Source organism: Pseudoalteromonas sp. Scap03 (genome assembly GCF_013393115.1).
Lineage (GTDB): Bacteria > Pseudomonadota > Gammaproteobacteria > Enterobacterales > Alteromonadaceae > Pseudoalteromonas.
In genome coordinates this window covers 3,163,402-3,181,975 of sequence record NZ_VDEU01000001.1, presented here as the reverse complement: position 1 = coordinate 3,181,975, position 18,574 = coordinate 3,163,402, and the positions used below count along the sequence as shown (strand labels likewise).

At 41.2% G+C, this 18,574-nt stretch carries 14 protein-coding genes and 1 other RNA gene; 9 read left to right on the top strand and 6 right to left on the bottom strand.

Annotated features, from left to right (window positions below; all coding sequences use genetic code 11):
• The first annotated feature begins 62 nt into the window (after positions 1 to 62).
• On the top strand, positions 63 to 2,285 hold the full coding sequence (locus tag FHG08_RS14610) for a TonB-dependent receptor (RefSeq protein WP_024602070.1): 2,223 nt from the start codon (positions 63 to 65) through the stop codon (positions 2,283 to 2,285).
• Between the two features lie 71 nt (positions 2,286 to 2,356).
• Here FHG08_RS14610 and FHG08_RS14605 read toward each other — a convergent pair whose 3' ends face one another.
• The gene (locus tag FHG08_RS14605; protein ID WP_008111315.1) at positions 2,357 to 2,722 is read right to left on the bottom strand and encodes a hypothetical protein; all 366 of its coding nucleotides are present in this window, start codon (positions 2,720 to 2,722) and stop codon (positions 2,357 to 2,359) included.
• Between the two features lie 49 nt (positions 2,723 to 2,771).
• Here FHG08_RS14605 and FHG08_RS14600 point away from each other — a divergent pair, with 49 nt between their 5' ends.
• Positions 2,772 to 3,317, top strand: a complete 546-nt coding sequence (locus tag FHG08_RS14600; protein ID WP_178956383.1) for a GNAT family N-acetyltransferase — start codon at positions 2,772 to 2,774, stop codon at positions 3,315 to 3,317.
• A gap of 109 nt (positions 3,318 to 3,426) precedes the next feature.
• Entirely contained in the window at positions 3,427 to 5,091 is a 1,665-nt protein-coding gene (ggt, locus tag FHG08_RS14595) for a gamma-glutamyltransferase (protein ID WP_178956382.1), read from the top strand.
• Between the two features lie 76 nt (positions 5,092 to 5,167).
• Here the strand turns inward: ggt and FHG08_RS14590 are convergent, their stop codons facing one another.
• Both FHG08_RS14590 and FHG08_RS14585 read right to left on the bottom strand, forming a co-directional pair.
• A complete protein-coding gene (locus FHG08_RS14590; protein ID WP_178956381.1) occupies positions 5,168 to 6,370 on the bottom strand; it encodes an aromatic amino acid transport family protein in 1,203 nt (400 codons plus the stop codon).
• 303 nt (positions 6,371 to 6,673) lie between these two features.
• A complete protein-coding gene (locus FHG08_RS14585; RefSeq protein ID WP_178956380.1) occupies positions 6,674 to 7,552 on the bottom strand; it encodes an OmpA family protein in 879 nt (292 codons plus the stop codon).
• Between the two features lie 205 nt (positions 7,553 to 7,757).
• On the opposite strand from FHG08_RS14585, the gene rnt reads away from it, so the two are divergent.
• Positions 7,758 to 8,432: a ribonuclease T gene (gene rnt / locus FHG08_RS14580; RefSeq protein WP_178956379.1), complete on the top strand. Its 675-nt coding sequence runs from the start codon at positions 7,758 to 7,760 to the stop codon at positions 8,430 to 8,432.
• Positions 8,433 to 8,487: 55 nt separating this feature from the next.
• Here the strand turns inward: rnt and FHG08_RS14575 are convergent, their stop codons facing one another.
• Positions 8,488 to 10,113: a DUF342 domain-containing protein gene (locus FHG08_RS14575; RefSeq protein ID WP_178956378.1), complete on the bottom strand. Its 1,626-nt coding sequence runs from the start codon at positions 10,111 to 10,113 to the stop codon at positions 8,488 to 8,490.
• 249 nt (positions 10,114 to 10,362) lie between these two features.
• On the opposite strand from FHG08_RS14575, the gene ssrA reads away from it, so the two are divergent.
• Together ssrA and FHG08_RS14565 are read left to right on the top strand one after the other, a co-directional pair.
• Positions 10,363 to 10,719, top strand: a transfer-messenger RNA (tmRNA) gene (ssrA, locus tag FHG08_RS14570).
• A gap of 311 nt (positions 10,720 to 11,030) precedes the next feature.
• Positions 11,031 to 11,789, top strand: a complete 759-nt coding sequence (locus tag FHG08_RS14565; RefSeq protein ID WP_178956377.1) for a sulfite exporter TauE/SafE family protein — start codon at positions 11,031 to 11,033, stop codon at positions 11,787 to 11,789.
• On the opposite strand, the gene FHG08_RS14560 is transcribed toward FHG08_RS14565, so the two are convergent.
• Together FHG08_RS14560 and mnmC are read right to left on the bottom strand one after the other, a co-directional pair.
• On the bottom strand, positions 11,782 to 12,417 hold the full coding sequence (locus FHG08_RS14560; protein WP_178956376.1) for an NAD(P)-binding oxidoreductase: 636 nt from the start codon (positions 12,415 to 12,417) through the stop codon (positions 11,782 to 11,784). The genes FHG08_RS14565 and FHG08_RS14560 overlap by 8 nt on opposite strands.
• A gap of 289 nt (positions 12,418 to 12,706) precedes the next feature.
• Positions 12,707 to 14,716: a bifunctional tRNA (5-methylaminomethyl-2-thiouridine)(34)-methyltransferase MnmD/FAD-dependent 5-carboxymethylaminomethyl-2-thiouridine(34) oxidoreductase MnmC gene (gene mnmC / locus FHG08_RS14555; RefSeq protein WP_178956375.1), complete on the bottom strand. Its 2,010-nt coding sequence runs from the start codon at positions 14,714 to 14,716 to the stop codon at positions 12,707 to 12,709.
• Positions 14,717 to 14,894: 178 nt separating this feature from the next.
• Here mnmC and fabB point away from each other — a divergent pair, with 178 nt between their 5' ends.
• The 3 genes from fabB (at position 14,895) to FHG08_RS14540 (ending at position 18,398) form a co-directional block, all read left to right on the top strand.
• Positions 14,895 to 16,106 (top strand): beta-ketoacyl-ACP synthase I, encoded by a 1,212-nt coding sequence (gene fabB / locus FHG08_RS14550; RefSeq protein ID WP_010388041.1) that lies wholly within the window; start codon positions 14,895 to 14,897, stop codon positions 16,104 to 16,106.
• A gap of 108 nt (positions 16,107 to 16,214) precedes the next feature.
• Complete coding sequence (locus FHG08_RS14545; protein WP_178956374.1) at positions 16,215 to 17,336, top strand: 4-phosphoerythronate dehydrogenase; 1,122 nt, start codon at positions 16,215 to 16,217, stop codon at positions 17,334 to 17,336.
• A 45-nt stretch (positions 17,337 to 17,381) separates the two neighbouring features.
• Positions 17,382 to 18,398: an aspartate-semialdehyde dehydrogenase gene (locus tag FHG08_RS14540; RefSeq protein WP_010388045.1), complete on the top strand. Its 1,017-nt coding sequence runs from the start codon at positions 17,382 to 17,384 to the stop codon at positions 18,396 to 18,398.
• Positions 18,399 to 18,574 lie beyond the last annotated feature (176 nt).

Sequence of the window (18,574 nt, the reverse complement as noted above, 5' to 3'; positions counted from 1 at the left end):
GCCTACAATTTATGTTTACACAGCATAACGCATAATTAAATTAATACCCTTTGGAGAAGACCTTGAAATTACGCACCCTCTCACAGTTAAGTTTAGCGGTTATTGCAGCCCTAACAACTTCCGCAAATGCACAAGAAGCTAAAACGACAGCCAAACAAGACGCGTTTGAAAAAATTGAAGTGACAGCTCGTAAACGTACAGAGAGCTTGTTCGAATCTCCAACTGCGATTACATCAATAGGTGCTAACCTTATTGATAAAGCCAATATGGGTAACTTAGAAGATATTGGTAAATACGTTCCTAACTTAAACATTACTCGTTATGGTGTTGGTAATGCTGCACATGCCTCAGTGTTTATTCGTGGTATTGGTTTGCAAGATCACATTATAACAACCGATCCAGGCGTAGGTGTTTACCTAGATGGTGTTTACTTAGGTCGTCAAATGGGGTCTAACTTATCACTTCCTAATGTAGAGCGAGTTGAAGTTCTACGTGGGCCACAAGGCACACTTTATGGCCGTAACACATTAGGTGGTGCAGTAAACGTAATTACTAAACAACCTGGTGATGAAGGTATTCTAACAACAACCGCTAAAGTGGGCAGTCGTGGTCGAGTTGCGGGTGATATTTACTTTAATAATGCACTAACTAACGATCTAAGCATGTCAGCCAGTGCGTCATACAAACAACGTAATGGGGTAGGTACGGCAGTAAACTTAGCTAACCCTGAAAAAGAAATTGGTGAAGAGCAAGAGTTTAGTGGTCGTATAGCACTTAAATATGAAGCAACTAGTGATTTAGCGTTTACTTTCTCGCTAGATGGCGTTGATAATGAGTCAGGTCAATCACCTTATACTATTGAACTGACAGATTCATTAGATTCAAATGATGTCTTTAATGGCGATTTCCCATTATTAACTGAAGACTTAATTCCTCAAAACCCTGATGATTTAGGCACAACGGTTGCCGGTATTGAGTCAACTTCATATTCTGGTTGGGGTACGTCATTTACAGCTGATTGGGCGATTAATAACACATATACAGCCAAGTTTATCTCAAGCTACCGTACTTCTGAATATGAAGGTGGTTTAGATGATGATGCATCACCACTTAACTTATCTGAGTTCCCAGAAGTGGGCGGTGCAGATCAATACTCTTTTGAACTTCAGCTAAACGCCACGTTTGATAAAATGGACTTTGTATCGGGTCTATACTTCTTTAATGAAGATGGCTTTACTCGCTCTGAAGATTTTGTATTTAGCCCGTTTAATACACCAGATGGTGTGCTAAATGATGGTGTTACTCCTTCATTTGGTGGCTTTGGATTTTTTGAAATAAATCAAGAAACAAACTCATACGCAGCTTACATTAACGGTAGTTACGATTTAACTGATGATTTAACAATCGGCGGTGGCCTTCGTTACTCAGAAGATAAAAAAGATGCGAATGCTATTTTCCCAACCTTCCCTGAGCGTAAAGACATTAGTGCAGACTTTAATGCAGTAACATGGGACGTTAATGCTTCATACCAGCTTAGCAATAATATGAATGTATACGGTCAAGTGCAAAAAGGTTACCAAACAGGTGGTTTCCCACCGCGCCCATTTGGTGGTCCGGATCAGTTTGTATCGTTTGATGAAACCAAAGCAGTTAACTACGAGATTGGTTTAAAGGGCCAGGTACATGAAAATGTATCTATGATGCTTGCAATGTTTGTTACTGACTACACTGATTTAGCACTGCCATTCTCAGATCCAACCGCGGGCGGTGGCTTTGTAACTATCGTTGAAAATGCAGGCCAGTCTAAAGCGCAAGGTATTGAGCTTGAAACCACAATTGCACTAACCGACGACTTTACTATTCGCACTGCAGTAGGTTACTTAGATTCTGAAATTACAGAAGTAGCTGAAGGTGTACAAGGTATTGGTAAAGGTGACTCACCAGCACTGACACCTCGTTGGACGGTGATGGTTGCTCCATCTTACTTTGTTGATTTAAGCAATGGTGGCACGGTTGCATTAAATGCCAACTACTCGTACCGTAGTGAAATGCAAGGTCAGTCAGTTTTCAATAAAAGTGAAACGATTGATTCGCGTGAGCTAGTTGGTTTTAATATTTCTTACACTAATCCATACGGCGATATGGAAGTAACGCTATATGGTGAGAACGTATTAAACGAAGTTTACGATGTAGGTCGCCTGCAGCAAACTGGTTTTGTTGGCGTAATGCGCAGCAATGACCGTAGTGAGTTTGGTTTAAAATTCAAAAAAGACTTTGAACTATAACCCATAATTTACTCTAAAAATAATACAAAAAAGGTAAGCCATGGCTTACCTTTTTTTATGGTTAAAAATAATTAACCTTCTTTATGCTCTTCACGTGCTTGCTCAATTTCTGCTGCAATTTCACGTGCTTTTTGCTTCGTTTTTTCAGTTAGCTCGCCAGCCGCTTCTTTGCTTTTGATCCATGCATCAACAGCTACTTCTTTGCCGTCATCGTACATGTCTAAGCCCATCGCTTTACTCTCTTCAAGCAGCTCATTAAATGACTCGTCATTTTTAAGCTCATTGGTTTTTTCTTTAACGTCGTTCCACGTTTCGTTTAGCTTTTCTTGAACTTCAGCGCTCGTTTGTTTGGCGTCTTGTTTCACTTCGTTGGCATCTTCACACCCTGTTAGTGTAATTAAAGTGCCTAATAATGCTAAACCTGCTAATTTCTTCATTGACTATCTCCTTTAGTGAAAAATATATTTCAGAGGTAACTATACAACAATGAAAATGAACATAGCTGTAACAACACGATTAAGTTTTAAATTAATGGACGAAAAAGATTGGCAGAAATTATTCGAGCTCGATCAAGATCCAGCCGTTATGCAGTATTTAACACAAGGTAAACCCACTTCGCTTGAAGATATAAAAACGAAAGGCATTCCAAGAATGCTTGCGTATAGAAATGAGCAACAAGGTTGGGGGCTATGGCAGGTAACCCTGCGTGAAGGCAATACCTTTATAGGGTGGGTGCTTGTTCGGCCGATGGGCTTTTTTTCAGATACGCCTGACTTTAGTGATATTGAAGTCGGCTGGCGATTTAAACAAGCGAGTTGGGGTAAGGGTTATGCAACTGAGGCGGCACAAGCGATTTGCTCAACGATTGAAAAACAGTCGCAAGTAAAGGCAATCAGTGCCACAGCGCTGACCGCCAACGTTGGCTCAATTAACATCATGAAAAAGCTCGGTATGCAGCTACAGCACTATTATATTTATACTGATGATGGCTCAAACTTAACTGCTGCGCTTTATTCAAAGCCGTGCAGTTGAGCTAAAACTTCCTAAGCCTTAAAAATGTAGCATCTAAATATTGACCTGATGTTTGTTACTATGCATTAATGTTTTCCATCAATGTATAAAAATAACCTAAGGATATGGGATGGGAGCACTTTTTTCACCAAGCAAGCTAATTATCAGTAGTATTGTGGTAATACAGTTATGTGTTTTTAGTGTAGCGGCTAAACAGAGTGCCGTTGCCATGCCTGACACTTTTAGTGCACATGCTGCAAAAGCTGTGTTAGAGCAGGGGGGGAACGCGGTTGATGCAGCCATTGCAGCACAGTTTGTATTGGCCGTTACGCTTCCCGAGGCGGGTAATATTGGCGGCGGTGGGTTTATGCTTATTCATAAGGATGGGCAAGGTGATTTTATAGATTACCGTGAAACTGCACCGAACGCCGCACATCGTGATATGTATTTAGACGCGCAAGGGCAAGTTATTGCTAATAAATCTATTTATGGTATTCATGCCAGTGGTGTACCGGGTAGTGTTGCTGGTATGTGGCTAGCACATAAGAAGCATGGCACACTTCCTTGGAAAACCTTAGTACAGCCTGCGGTAACATTAGCAGAGCAAGGTTTTGTGGTGCCTGAAAAGTTGGCTCTGTTAATTAAGGGCTACATAGAACATCTAAACAATAAAAACATTAAAGTAAACTTTGCCAATTATTTTGCAAGCGCTACATCTGGTAAGCTTTTTAAGCAACCTGAGCTTGCAGTGACACTCAAACGCATTCGCGATAATGGCCAAGATGGCTTTTATCAAGGTGAAACCGCAACGATCATCGCAAACTTTATGGAGCAACATGGCGGTATTATTACTCAAGACGATTTAAAAAATTACCGCGCAAAGTCTCGTACTCCTATAAAAGCTAACTGGAACGGCTATCAAGTGCTTACTTCACCGCCACCAAGCTCCGGCGGTATTGCTATATTACAATGGCTTAAAATGTATGAGCTTAAAAAGCCCATAGCTGCACCATCACATAATTCAGTTGGGTATGTGCACTTACTTGCTGAAATAGGTAAGCGAGTGTTTGCTGATAGGGCAGAATACTTAGGCGATCCTGATTTTTACCAAGTGCCTACAGCTAAGTTACTTGCAGAAAACTATCTTAAAAACCGCAGCAATAGTATAGATTTAAAGGCCATTTCTACCACTGAAAATATTAAACCGGGTTTAAAAGAAAGCGAACAAACCACACACTTTTCTATTATTGATAACATGGGGAATGCTGTTGCTAATACCACCACCATCAATTTAGGGTTTGGTAGTGGCGTAGTCGTAGAAGGCGCTGGCTTTATTTTAAATGATGAAATGGATGACTTTAGCGCTAAGCCTGGGGTTATGAATGTATTTGGCGCCATTGGCGGAAAAGCGAATGAAATTCAGCCACATAAACGTATGTTAAGCTCTATGACTCCAACCATTTTACTCAGTAATAATAAGGTGAAAATGGTAACAGGGTCGCCTGGCGGCACCACAATTATTAGTTCAGTGTATCAATCAATACTCAATGCGATTGAATTTAATATGAGCGCAAATGAAGTAGTAAATAGCCCGCGTTTTCACCATCAGTTATGGCCTAAAAATGTGATTAGAGCGCACTCGGGTTTGGAGTCCTCAGTAAAGCAACAGCTAATAAAAATGGGTTATACAGTGGATGAGCGTCACTTTGGTGATATGCATGTGATTATCAATAATGATGGCAAATTAGATGCGGCGTCTGAGCAAAGCGGAAGAGGGCAAGCGATAGTATTTTAACGTTAATTATTGACGTTTGAATGGTATGCACCCCAAAACCATCATTGGGGTGCATATATTAGAACAACTATAGGGGCTAGCCTATAGCCGGTATAACTCCTGCCATTTGCAGGCATTGTGCGCTAATAATTGAAATACCACACAAAGCGGCTATGGCCAAACCAATATTACCACTGCGTACTTTATAGCCTTCTTTTTCAATCCCCTGACGCTGCTTGTACACCATGCTAACGGGTAAAAATACTGCCAATATAACCAAAGCAATGGCTGCATAGCCTAATGCCATAATAAATCCTTGCGGGTAAAATAAAGCAAATCCAAGAGGAGGAACAAAAGTAATAAGTGCTGTTTTAATTCTATCAGCCCCCGTGTCTGCTTTTTTGAATGTGTCAGCAAAAAAGTCAAATAACCCCAAGCTTACCCCTAAAAATGACGTTGCTAGAGCTAAGTCGGCAAAGAGTTTAACCGCAGTAGAAACATTGGCGTTATTGGCAATATTGGCCACACTGGCTACAAAACCAGTTAACCCATCGCTTTGTAGTAATTGCTCTTGGCTCATTATGCCTTGGCTTAATACTTGCCAAAATACATAAATAACCAGTGGTAAAGAGGCGCCTGCAATCATAACTTTGCGCAAGGTTTTTATATCAAGCCCGACATATTTAACAATAGAAGGAATTGAGCCATGAAAACCAAAAGAGGTGAATACCACCGGGATAGCCGACAGTATCAGCCCTTGCTCAACAGGCATTTCCAATAAGTGTTGGCCATGTACATAAGGTGTTAGCATATAAAACAAGCTAGCCAAAACTACTATTTTTACACTAAATAGTACTCGGTTAAGCTTATCAACTTTACTAGTGCCTAAAGTCACCACACCTGCAATCAATACGGCTAAAATAACGGAGCCAAATTGTGGAGCAATACTAAGATTAAACCCAGTATTAATGCGCTCTTGTAGCTGAGCACCACCACCGGCTATGTAAGCAGCGCACAGTGCATAAAATAAGAATATCATCGAAAAGTTAGCTACATACTGGCCACGTTTACCAAGCCAAAGCTTAGCCAGTGTATTTAAGGTGGCGTCGCGAGGGGCATATTGGTGAAGCTCCAACATAAGCAATGCAGTGTAGGTCATTAGTAACCAACACCCTACAATTAACACCATTGCCGTATTAAATCCCAGTCCCGCAGAGGCAATGGGTAGGGCAAGCATACCTGCACCTATGGTGGTTCCTGCAACAATTAACATGCTACCTATTGTTTTATTTTTAAGCACTTAATGGTCCTGATCAAACGTGAGAGACACGCAAGATATAACTAGTTGTGCAAAACTTAAATAGTTTTGTCATAAAAGAGACAAAATAAAATGTAATCTTCTATTTACAACTGTATTAAAAAAGCCAAAATCATCAAGAAATGAAATTTAACTTATTAATATAAATGAAAAAATAAAAAGCCAAATGTTAATAACTAAATGGTCAGATTATTGGTTTTGCACAATAGAGGGATTACTAAAACAATAGGTGTTGGCCGAAAGTGCTAAAATTGCACCTTCAGCCATTAAAAGAGGGGGCTGAATTTACATTTTAGCTATTTGAATCACTAAGCGGCGGTTTTTATCACGGCCCAAAATATTATCGTTGGTATCTACAAAGCGTTTTTCACCAAAGCCTTCAGTAACCACTTTAGTTCCATCAACACCTAAGCTAACCATGTAATCTTTAATAGCCTTAGCGCGGGTTCTAGATAAATCGAGGTTATTCCAACGACCGCCATAACTATCGGTATAGGATGCAATACTGATTGACTCTATACTGGGGTCGTTTTTTAAATACTCAGCAATTTTATCAAGGCGTTGCTGCGATGACTTAGTTAACTTACTGCTATTCGATTCATAATTCATTATAGTGAACGAAATATCTTCAAAATTGTATGGCAGCAATTCGTCTCGGCATTGTAAAAATGCCCAATACGCTTGCTTAAAGTTAACATTAGACATACCCACGGCAATTTTATCGGCACTATTTTGCCAGTCTTGGTAGTAAAAAGTGGGTTGGTTGCCTTTTTCAAGCTCAGTCAGTATTTCCCATGCTGTTTTATTACCTAATTCACCATCAAACTTTTTAAGTAATTTCATATCAGCAATATCACGGGCAGGGCGGCCTGCTCGCCAGCTAGGTGGTACCGCTTTTAAACCGGCAATCGCGTAATTTTCTGGGCGCACCACCATGTCTAAATTAAAAGTGAGATCTTTGTTTTTACTTGCTGATGCTTTAAAAACAGCTTCACCATAGTAGGGAACTTCATGATTTAATTGGCATTGCAAGCGAGTTGTTTTAACCAAGTTCCAGTTTGAATTATCTTGGCTAGCCGTGTACTGGCGCATTGCTGCAGTTGTATTCAAACTATACAGCACACTACTAATGCCTAGGCTAATAAATAACAACTTACACTTCATCGAGAATTCTCCAGTTATCTAGCTCTGCCAAAAAAGTGACAAAAACCGTAAAATATTACGCAACAGCAAATAATTCAGCGTAAACGCTAATTACAAAGCAAGTAACATGCCTATAGTTTAACTGTAATTAATCAATAAATCCCCTAGCCGACAGGCCATCAATTTTGACATAATAGACAGCTAATCCCTATAAACCAAGAATACTATGGCAAATACTGAGCAAACACTTTTCGCACAACGCTTTCGTGGCTTTTTTCCTGTGGTTATTGATGTTGAAACCGCCGGTTTTAACAAAGAAACCGACGCACTACTAGAAATTGCAGCATCCGTCTTAAAAATGGATGACGAAGGACTGCTTAGTATCGATCATACCGTTCATTTTCATGTGCAACCGTTTGAGGGTGCAAACATTGAACAAGCCGCTATTGAGTTTAATGGGATTGAGCCTTTTTCAGCACTTCGAAGGGCAGTCCCTGAAGAAGAGGCGATTAAAGAAATTTGTAAAGTAGTGCGCAAAGCGCAAAAAGCCGCAGGGTGTCAGCGCTCTGTGGTGGTTGCTCATAATGCCGCTTTTGACCATGGCTTTTTAAATGCCGCTATTGAGCGTAATAACATCAAGCGCACACCATTTCATCCGTTTGTTAGTTTTGATACCACATCACTTGCGGGTTTGGCATTAGGCCAAACAGTATTAGCTAAAGCGTGCCGAGCAGCAGGAATAGAGTTCGATAACAAACAAGCACACTCTGCGTTATACGATACAGAACGCACCGCTGAATTATATTGTTTAATTGTTAATCGTTGGCAGCAACTAGGTGGTTGGCCACTTGCTATAGATGAAACACAACAGAGCGAAGACGAAGCAAGCAACCAAGATTAAGTTCACAATAGTGAATACTTACTTTGTGGGGCTGAGTCAGTCTTAATAAGCGTTATTAAAACGATTGCGTTATTTTACCTTCACTATGAGTGATTAAATGTGGTGGGTAATTACGCGAAAAGCTAATTGATTCTCGTGCAATTTTAAGCTCTACCCCAGGGTGCATAAGCTCATTAACTTTTAAGCGACTGAGCGCTAAAAGCTGCGTCATTTTCTTTCTTAGCAACTGCTTTTGCTGATTGATGCTGGCGCTTCGGTTTGCTATGTGTTCTTCATTCGTTGTTATTTTATTCAAAAATTGCTGACGCTGTGCGCTTGCAACTTGTTTATTAATTCGCTGACGCGCTTGCTGTAGTTCAATTGACTTACTGATTAAAACTTTTTCAAAGTCAGTGATTTGCGCTTGTTTTTGTTTTAGCACATACCATCGCTGTGCGATGCAAACACGGGTTTTAGTTCCTGCTGGTGCGCCCAATTCACCTGTTTCAATGCGCATTGCGTCTAGAATATGGCCACCAATAATTTTACCTTTAGGATCTTTTGCGCTGCCCACCCTAATTAAATTTCCAGCACTCAAGTCACAATGTAATGATTGGCGATCTATTAGTAAGTTTTGATCCGTTTTTATGTCGCAGTATTGAGAGTAACCAAGCGCAACGGTTCGTTTAGCTAAAATAGAACAGGTAAATGGCTCATCGGCTTCTCGCTTTCTGCCAATTGCACCCTTTACTATTGTGATGGCACTATCACTTTTGAGCTGCGCCGATTCAACAAAGCCTAAAACAGTAATATCGCCGCTGGCGGTCACGCGCATGCCATCTTTTATATCACCACTGACTATAATACTGCCATCAAATTCAACATGCCCAGTACTTGGATCAATATTGTGAAAACATAAAACATCATCAACACGCATACCACGGGGAAGGGCAACCGGTACGCCAGTACAGTCGGCAATTAATAAGTTGGGGTTGTCAGGCGCAATTTTAGTGCCGTCAAAAGGTTGTAATTTATGCTCTTTGCCAGGGGTTGCAGTTAGCACATCTCCAAACACAGTAAACCCATCAACCCCCGATGTTGCTGGAATGCGCCGCATTAATTCACAACCAGGTTTTACAGTAATAATATCACCTAGGTTCCTCATATCAACTTTACCACCGCCTTTAGCTTGTGGGCTAAGTACGCGGTCTTGCGCTGTGCAGCAAAGACGTACAAATTTGGCATCGTTACCCACTTTAGATGCACGACCAAAAGCGACTTCGGCACAATGCGTACTTCCTGGGGGGTGTTCGAACTGTTGCGCCAATAACTGCTCTAATGCATGAGAGCTAATGCCTTTTACAACCCCTGCTTGTGAGAACTCTTCAATCGCTTGTTCCATGCTAAGCAATTTACCGCCCTTGGCAGTAATAAGGGTAGCTTCAACGAGCATATTCTTTTCATCGATGTTTATGGTTAGTTTTGCATCAATGGCTTGAGCAATTACTAAAGAGGGGGCTTCTTCGGTTTTATTTTGAGCAAACAGCTTACCAATATTGCTAGCAATAACCTCACACTCGCAATATTCTGACTGGCCCATTAATTCAATAAGCTGTGTTGCTGTTGAGGCTAAACCTGAAACATGAGGGTGTGAAACTAAAGAGATATACCCCGTTTGCTCATTAAAAGAAAAAACCGACATTTATAAATCCTCTAGGTAATATGTCTGTTATTATTTTTTATAATTTATTAGACCAAGGTCTAGCCTTGCATTTGAGCATAAAGCACCATCATTGTTAAGTAATTGTTTCTTAATTGTCCAATACTTTACATTTACATGTGTGTTTGATGCATGATTAATCAACCAATAAAATAAAACGCCTAAGGTGTTGAGTATTCGTAGGTTACTCGGTTATACTGCTTGGACACTCTGAATGAGTAACCTTATTCAGGGGCTGATTAGGATTCGACGGAATTCAAGAAGCCCGAGGTGCATGTCGAGGTGCGGTTTGCCTCGTAAAAAAGCCGCAATTTAAAGTAATCGCAAACGACGATAACTACTCTCTAGCAGCTTAGGCTGGCTAGCGCTCCTTCCATGTATTCTTGTGGACTGGATTTTGGAGTGTCACCCTAACACCTGATCGCGACGGAAACCCTGGCCGGGGTTGAAGCGTTAAAACTAAGCGGCCTCGCCTTTATCTACCGTGTTTGTCCGGGATTTAAAGGTTAATTAAATGACAATACTAAACATGTAGTACCGACGGTCGAGGCTTTTCGGACGGGGGTTCAAATCCCCCCAGCTCCACCAATAACGGTTTTTAAATTCGTTTGTTTAAAAACCCTAAAAACTGTCTCTTATACACATCTGACGCTGCCGACGATCGCATAAGTGTCGTTTTTATGGCTGAAATTATTGAATTTATTGTGCTTTGGTTTATCTTGCGAACCCCGAACCCCGAACCCCGAACCCCGAACCCCGAACCCCGAACCCCGAACCCCGAACCCCGATAGGCTCCGGTCTCGTGGGCTCGGAGATGTGTATAAGAGACAGCTAAAAGACTAGTCGCTTACATGTCTATTAGTTGTATTATGAGCTTATGATTAACTGCGGGCATGGGTATGGATATTTTTACAGCTGAACACGTTTCGCCTTTGATCTCGCTGTTACTCATTGTACTGGCGGGGTTTACTTCGTTTGTATCGGCGGCTTTTGGTGCGGGCGGCGGTTTAATGCTGTTGGTGGTAATGGCGTCGGTTATGCCTATGGCGGTGGTAGTGCCTGTTCATGCTTTAGTGCAGTTAGGCTCTAATACCAATCGGTTGTTGTTAAGCATTACCCATCTTGATAAGCCGATGTTGCTGTATTTTACTCTGGGTGGATTAATTGGCGTGGGGCTATCAAGCCAAGTAGTAAGCGATATTAACCTTGATAGTATGAAGTTGTTTGTGGCTTTATTTGTTATTTATTTATTGTGGGGAACAATTCCTGAATTTAATAAAGACTCACGATTAGGGCGGTTAATAGCGGGCGCAATAACCGCATTTATCTCGACTTTTGTAGGGGCAAGTGGGCCTTTGGTGGCGAGTTATTTACATATTAATCATTACGATAAGCTTAAATTTACCGCGACTTTTTCAAGTATTATGACCTTGCAGCATAGTTTAAAAGCCGTTGTTTATGCGGGGCTTGGCTTTAGCTTTTGGCAATGGTTGCCGTTAACACTGGCGATGATTTTAAGCGGAGCCATTGGCACTTGGTTAGGGATTAGATTACTTAAGCGGTTATCGGTAGCGCGTTTTAGGGTTATTTTTAAAGTGATTTTAACCCTGCTTGCCATACAGCTTGCATGGCAAGGGATGAATGTAATGCTTATTTAATAGCGGCTTTTATTGGTTTGTCGCCATCAAATAACTCAAAAATACGATTGCTATTAAATGAATTTGTAGCAACGTGAAGCAGTGCGTTGGCTACATTCTCGCGGCTAATTTTAGCCTTTGACTGATCGCTAGGACGCTCAGTTGTTACTTCCAAAGAGGCATTTTCGTCGGTTAATGTTCCTGGGCGGACAATTGTATAATTGAGTCCACTGTGAATTAAATGCTCATCGGCCATATGTTTTGCTACTAGATAGGGCTTTAAGTCACTATCTATTGCATCTGGATCGTCTGCGCCAATAGAGCTGACCATAATAAAGTGTTTTACACCGTGCTCTTTAGAATAAGTTGCCGCTTTTGTCGCTGCCCACAAATCAATAAGTACGGTTTTATCTGTGCCTGTACTTCCACCTGAACCTGCCGCAAAGATAACTTGGTCGCAGCCATTAATGGCATTTGAAAAGTCACCTTCTAAATCCTGTTCAACAATACTTAAAAATGGGCTATCTAAATCATGCAGTTTGCTTTTGTCTCTTACAAGTGCAACAACATTTTGCTCATTTTCTAAAAGTAGTTTGGTAGCCATTTTACCAATTTGACCACTTGCACCAATAATTAAAGTCTTACTCATAATTAATTCCTTCTCAATATAGTGTAAAGGTTGTTCGTACAAACAGACCTTGGGGTAGGGAATTATTTTTAAAGGGTAAATGGGATTTAAATGAGCTTATTTTAAAAAACATATTAGTTAAAAAGTCATTACTTAACTGAGTATTAAAATTAGCTATTATTAATGTGTTTTTTAGAACTTTTACTCGATCCTTATAATTACTTCGGTTACATAGTTACGGTGGTATAAGCTAATACGTACATTGCGTTCTTGATAATTACAATAAAGGGTTTTGTAGGTATTATTACCTTTAAATTTTATTGCGAATAAGATCACGAACAATAAAACGTCCTGGATGAATTGCTTGGCTTACACGCTCACTTAGTGGGCGAGGTTCATTGTTTAAACTACTAATTAAGTGCTCGGCAGATAACGGTGCACTGCATAATGCTCGCGCGCCAAAGCCGGTAAAAATATGTAGGCCCTGTTGTGGTTTTTCTAATGGCTGATATTGATAGCGCTTGCCCAAACGTAAATTAGCAAATGCACGTGTATAATCAGTTTGCTCCACCCATTCACCGGCCATTGGTAAGTGGTCAATAAAACTACAGCGAACAGCGGCTTTGGCTGAGCTAATATCGCCTAAGCTAGTGGCAAATTCAGTGTTGTTATAAAAACTCAGTAATTGCTCGCGGTTAGTGTGGTTGTCTTGCTCGGTCACTTCACGGCTTTTGCTATTTTTTTCAAAGGTGGCGCCCATACAATGATGATCTAAATAAGCGGGAGTAAAATAACCTTTGTGACACAATACAGTATTAAGTTTACGTGATTGCTCGCTTGCCTGAACATGTGACACTTGGCCGCGAACGCCAACAATGGGAAGTGTTTTGGTTTGCGTAAATGCATCACTGTGCTCACCAGTACAAATAATCACATCGCTAAAGGGGCCAAATGTTTGCTTTTGCGTGGTTAAGTACCAACCATCGGGTTGTTTAGTAAATTGCTCAATATGGCAGTTAAATAGGCTTTCAAACGCATTTAATTGTTGTGCGGCATCTAACATTGCACAAACTAACTGCGGGGGATTAACCCAGCCGCCTTGTTCAAAAAATACCCCCGAGTAACCTGTTTTAACCCCAGCGATAGCATCACCCTCATCAGCAGTTACATTTCGCATAAGCTGCTCTGGCCACAGTTGTTTATCTGCGAGGTTTTGATGGCGATCTGCCAATGGCTGTTTTACTGCATGTTGTAGTACACCACACCACTGGTGATCAAACAAAAAGCCATTGTTGATTAATTGATTATAAAGCCGCTTTGCGTATAAAAAACTATGGGCAAATAATTCACTATGTGGCGAGTTTTTTGCCTGTAAGTGCGGATACACAGCCCCTTGTACATTGTGCGATGCCCCCATTGCGGGTTTTTCATCTTGGCAAAATAAGTGGCTTTTTATGCCACGTTTTGCGAGGCTATAAAGGATGCAACTGCTCGCTATACCTCCGCCAATAATAGCCACACTTGAAAGCGGTGAGGGGTGATGCTCAAAATAGGCGGGGGCTGATTGTTTTGGGTTGGCTTGAGCAAGTGTGCCAATTAGCATTTCACGCTTTCGGCCAAAGCCTTTGGCTTTTTGCATGCTAAAGCCTGCCTCGTTTAGTCCTCTGCGCACAAACCCCGCAGCGGTAAACGTGGCTAATGTGGCATTGCTTCTGGAAATATCAACCATGGCGTTAAATACACTTTGCTGCCACATGTCGGGGTTTTTACTTGGCGCAAAGCCATCTAAAAACCACGCATCAACCAGCCCACTTTGTGGGTAGCTCATACTATTAATACATTCCAGTACGTCGCCAAAGTAGAGGTCGAGGGTTACACGGCCATTGGCAAATTCAAGTCGGTGGCAGCCATTTAAATTAATCGGATAGTGGGCAACGAGTTGGTCGCTCAAATGGCTTAAACTAGGCCAAGCTTGCAAGGCTTGTTTTAAATCATTTACGCTAAGTGGATATTTTTCAAAAGAAATAAAATGTAATCGCTGCACTGTATTTGGCTGTTCATATTGAACTTGTAGGCACTGTAAGTGGTCAGAAAACTGCAGCCATGCATTCAAAAAGTTAAGCCCAGTACCAAAACCGGTTTCGGCGATAACAAAGTGTTCACGGTCATGATTTTGTAACCGTGTATCTATACTGTTTTGTTGATAAAACACATAATGCGATTCAGCAAGGCCGTCGTCATTAGAAAAATAAACATCGTCAAAGTCATTGGCAACTGGTGTGCCTAAGTCGTTAAAGTGTATATGGGCGTTTTTTATCATGACCAATTCAATTTATAGATAATTTTTTAATTATTTTACGTGTTTTCTTTGAAATAGTCTGGCGTTATTTATAAGCTGTAGCTTCAGAGTACAAGTGTACGCTAGAAAGCTGACCACTTAGATGATTAAATTCGCGTAAAATAGAACACAATTAAGTATTAAGCTAAGGGAATTACCCATGAGAAGAGCCGTAATAACAGGCATCGGTGTTGTATCAAGCATCGGCAATAATAAACAAGAAGTATTAGAGTCACTAAAAGCGGGTAAAAGTGGTATTGCTTTTAATCAAGAATTTGCTGATTACAAATTGCGTAGCAATGTATCAGGTAAAATTGATATTGATGTTAAAGAGCATGTTGATCGTAAAGCAATGCGCTTTATGGGCGATGCGGCGGCTTACTCTTATATTTCAATGGCGCAAGCGATTGAAGATGCGGGTCTTAGCGACGAGCAAGTATCAAACGAGCGTACTGGTTTATTAGTTGGCTCTGGTGGTGGTTCATCAAAATGGCAAGTAGAAGCGGCTGATATTCTTCGTGAAAAAGGCGTTAAGCGCGTTGGCCCTTACATGGTGCCACGTACTATGGCAAGTACCACCTCTGCATGTTTAGCAACGCCGTTTAAAATTAAAGGTGTTAACTATTCAATTAGTTCTGCGTGTGCGACTTCTGCGCATTGTATTGGCCACGCGGTGGAACAAATTCAATTAGGCAAGCAAGACGTTATTTTTGCAGGCGGCGGTGAAGAGCTTCACTGGACGTTAGCAATGGAATTTGACGCTATGGGCGCGCTTTCGACTAAATACAACGACACACCTGAAAAAGCATCACGTACTTATGATGCAAACCGCGATGGTTTTGTAATTTCAGCCGGTGGCGGTATTGTGGTTGTTGAAGAACTTGAACATGCACTTGCTCGTGGCGCGCATATTTACGCTGAAATTACCGGTTACGGCGCAACCTCTGACGGATACGACATGGTTGCCCCATCGGGCGAGGGTGCAGCACGTTGTATGCGTCAAGCTATGCAAAACGTTGACAGCATTGATTACTTAAATACCCACGGTACATCAACACCGGTAGGTGATGTTAAAGAGCTTGGCGCTATTCAAGAAGTATTTGGTGGTAATTCGCCAATGATCAGTGCCACTAAAGCAATGACAGGCCATGCACTAGGTGCTGCTGGTGTACACGAAGCTATCTTTTCATTATTAATGCTTGAGCACGGTTTTGTTGCGCCATCTATCAATATTGATGAGTTAGATGAACAAGCGGCAGGCTTGAATATTGTAACTGAAGCAAAAGACGTTGAACTAAACACGGTTATGTCTAACAGCTTTGGTTTTGGCGGTACTAATGCCACGCTAGTAATGAGCAAATACAAAGGTTAAGTTAACCGTTACCTATTTTAAAGCCGAGCAAAATGCTCGGCTTTTTCGTTTGTGCTAATAGGGGGTTGTTCGTTACAATAGCGCCTCATTTCGCCAAACGGACTCACAATGAAAATTCTTGCCGATCAAAATATGCCTTTAGTTGAGCAATTCTTTAAAGATATGGGTGAGGTTGAACGATTTGATGGCAGGCAATTAACTCCTGAACAACTTATCGATGTTGATGTACTGCTTACCCGCTCAGTTACTCAAGTTAACAGTGACCTATTAGCACAGGCGAATAAGTTAAGCTTTGTAGGTACCGCTACGATTGGTGTTGATCATATTGATACCGATTTACTCAACGCAAAAAATATTGATTTTACCAGTGCGCCTGGCTGTAATGCCATAGCCGTAGCTGAGTATGTAATAAGTAGCTTATTTGCATTAAGTCAAGAAAATGCCAGCCCGTTAAGCGGTAAAACAATCGGTATTGTGGGTGTAGGTAATATTGGCAGTTGCCTCGCGCAAAAATTAAAAGCACTGAACGTTAATTTACTCTTGTGCGACCCAATTAAGCATGAGCAAGGGCTATTAACCGAGCATGTTGAGTTAGATGAGCTATTAGCGCAGTCAGATATTGTCACTTTTCATGTGCCGTTGGTTAAAACGGGTAAACATAAAACCCTACACATGCTTGATAAAACACGCTTAACTAAACTTAAATCTGGGCTGACTTTAATCAACGCCAGCCGAGGTGATGTAATTGATAACCAAGCCTTGCTTGAAGTAATGCAAGCCGGAGCAGAACTCGATTTAGTGCTGGATGTTTGGGAAAATGAACCTAATATTTTAACTGAATTACTGGAACATGTGCGCTATGCCAGTGTTCACATTGCAGGGCATACCCTTGAGGGTAAAGCGCGAGGTACGCAAATGTTGTACCAGCGCTTATGTGAGCTAAAAGGGGTTAACGCAATAAAATCGCTTGATGATTTTTTACCGCCTCCTGCGATTAAAAAAGTCACCCTAGAAAGCAGTTTTAGCGAAACAGATATAGCCCGTTTAGTGCATTTAGTTTATGACGTACGCCGTGATGATGGCATTTTACTACGTCACTTGGCCGATGAAGGCTTTGACAGCTTACGAAAAAACTACCCAACCCGCCGTGAATTTAGCACTGTGATGGTTGAAGGTGATAGCACCGAGCTTGCCGTACTTGCCCAGCTTGGCTTTACCACAGCAAACTAATTTAATTAGCGCGGTTGTTTTAACCGTGCTTACAGAGGATGAAATATGTCGCAAAAATATAACGTTGCCGTACTCGGCGCTACTGGCCTTGTTGGTCGTCAAATCATTGAAACTTTGGAAGATCGTAAATTTCCGGTCGATCAGCTGTTTTTATTAGCAAGCAGCCGAAGTGCCGGCGAAGATATAAAGTTTCGTGGTGAGAGCATAGAAGTACGCGATGTTGAAGGCTTTGACTTTAGCCAAGCGCATATCGGCTTATTTTCTGCTGGTGGCAGTGTGTCTGAAAAGTATGCCCCGATTGCTGCAGACGCAGGCTGTATTGTTATTGATAATACCTCACATTTTAGAAATGACTTTGAAGTACCGCTAATTGTGCCAGAAGTGAATGCAGCGAGTTTAGCTGATTTTAGAAACCGTAATATAATCGCTAATCCTAATTGCTCAACTATTCAAATGATGCTTGCGCTTAAACCTATTTATGATGCCTACGGTATTGATCGTATTAACGTTTCAACCTACCAAGCAGTGTCGGGCGCAGGCAAAGAAGCGGTTGATGAACTAGCAAAACAAACAGCTAACTTAATGAATGCACGCCCAATGGAAAACGACATTTTTCCTAAGCAAATTGCGTTTAATGTTATTCCGCAAATCGATAGCTTTGAAGACAATGGCTATACACGCGAAGAAATGAAAATGGTAAACGAAACGCATAAAATTTTAGGCGATACGACCATTGCAGTAAACCCGACTTGTGTTCGTGTACCGGTGTTTTTCGGTCATTCTGAGTCAATTAATATAGAAACGCGTATGCCTTATGACTTTGAGCATGTGAAGCAATTATTGAGCGATGCACCGGGTGTTGAGCTAATTGATGATGCGGGTGATTACCCAACGGCTGTTTCAGATGCCAGTGGTAACGACACTGTTTACATTGGCCGTTTACGTGCCGATATTTCACACCCACATGGATTAAATATGTGGGTAGTAAGTGATAATACCCGTAAAGGGGCTGCAACCAACAGTGTGCAAATAGCAGAAGAACTCATTGCTAATTATATGTAATTAGCCTGAAGACAGTGATAATCCAATAAACGGCAAACCAAAGTGGTTTGCCGTTTTTTTGTGCTTTAATTGCCATTTTTTTGCCACTTACAAACAGCTGCGGTGTAAACACTTTGATAAACAACATAAAATTATTTTTATCTAGATGTTTAAGGTATTTATTTTCAATGCGTTGC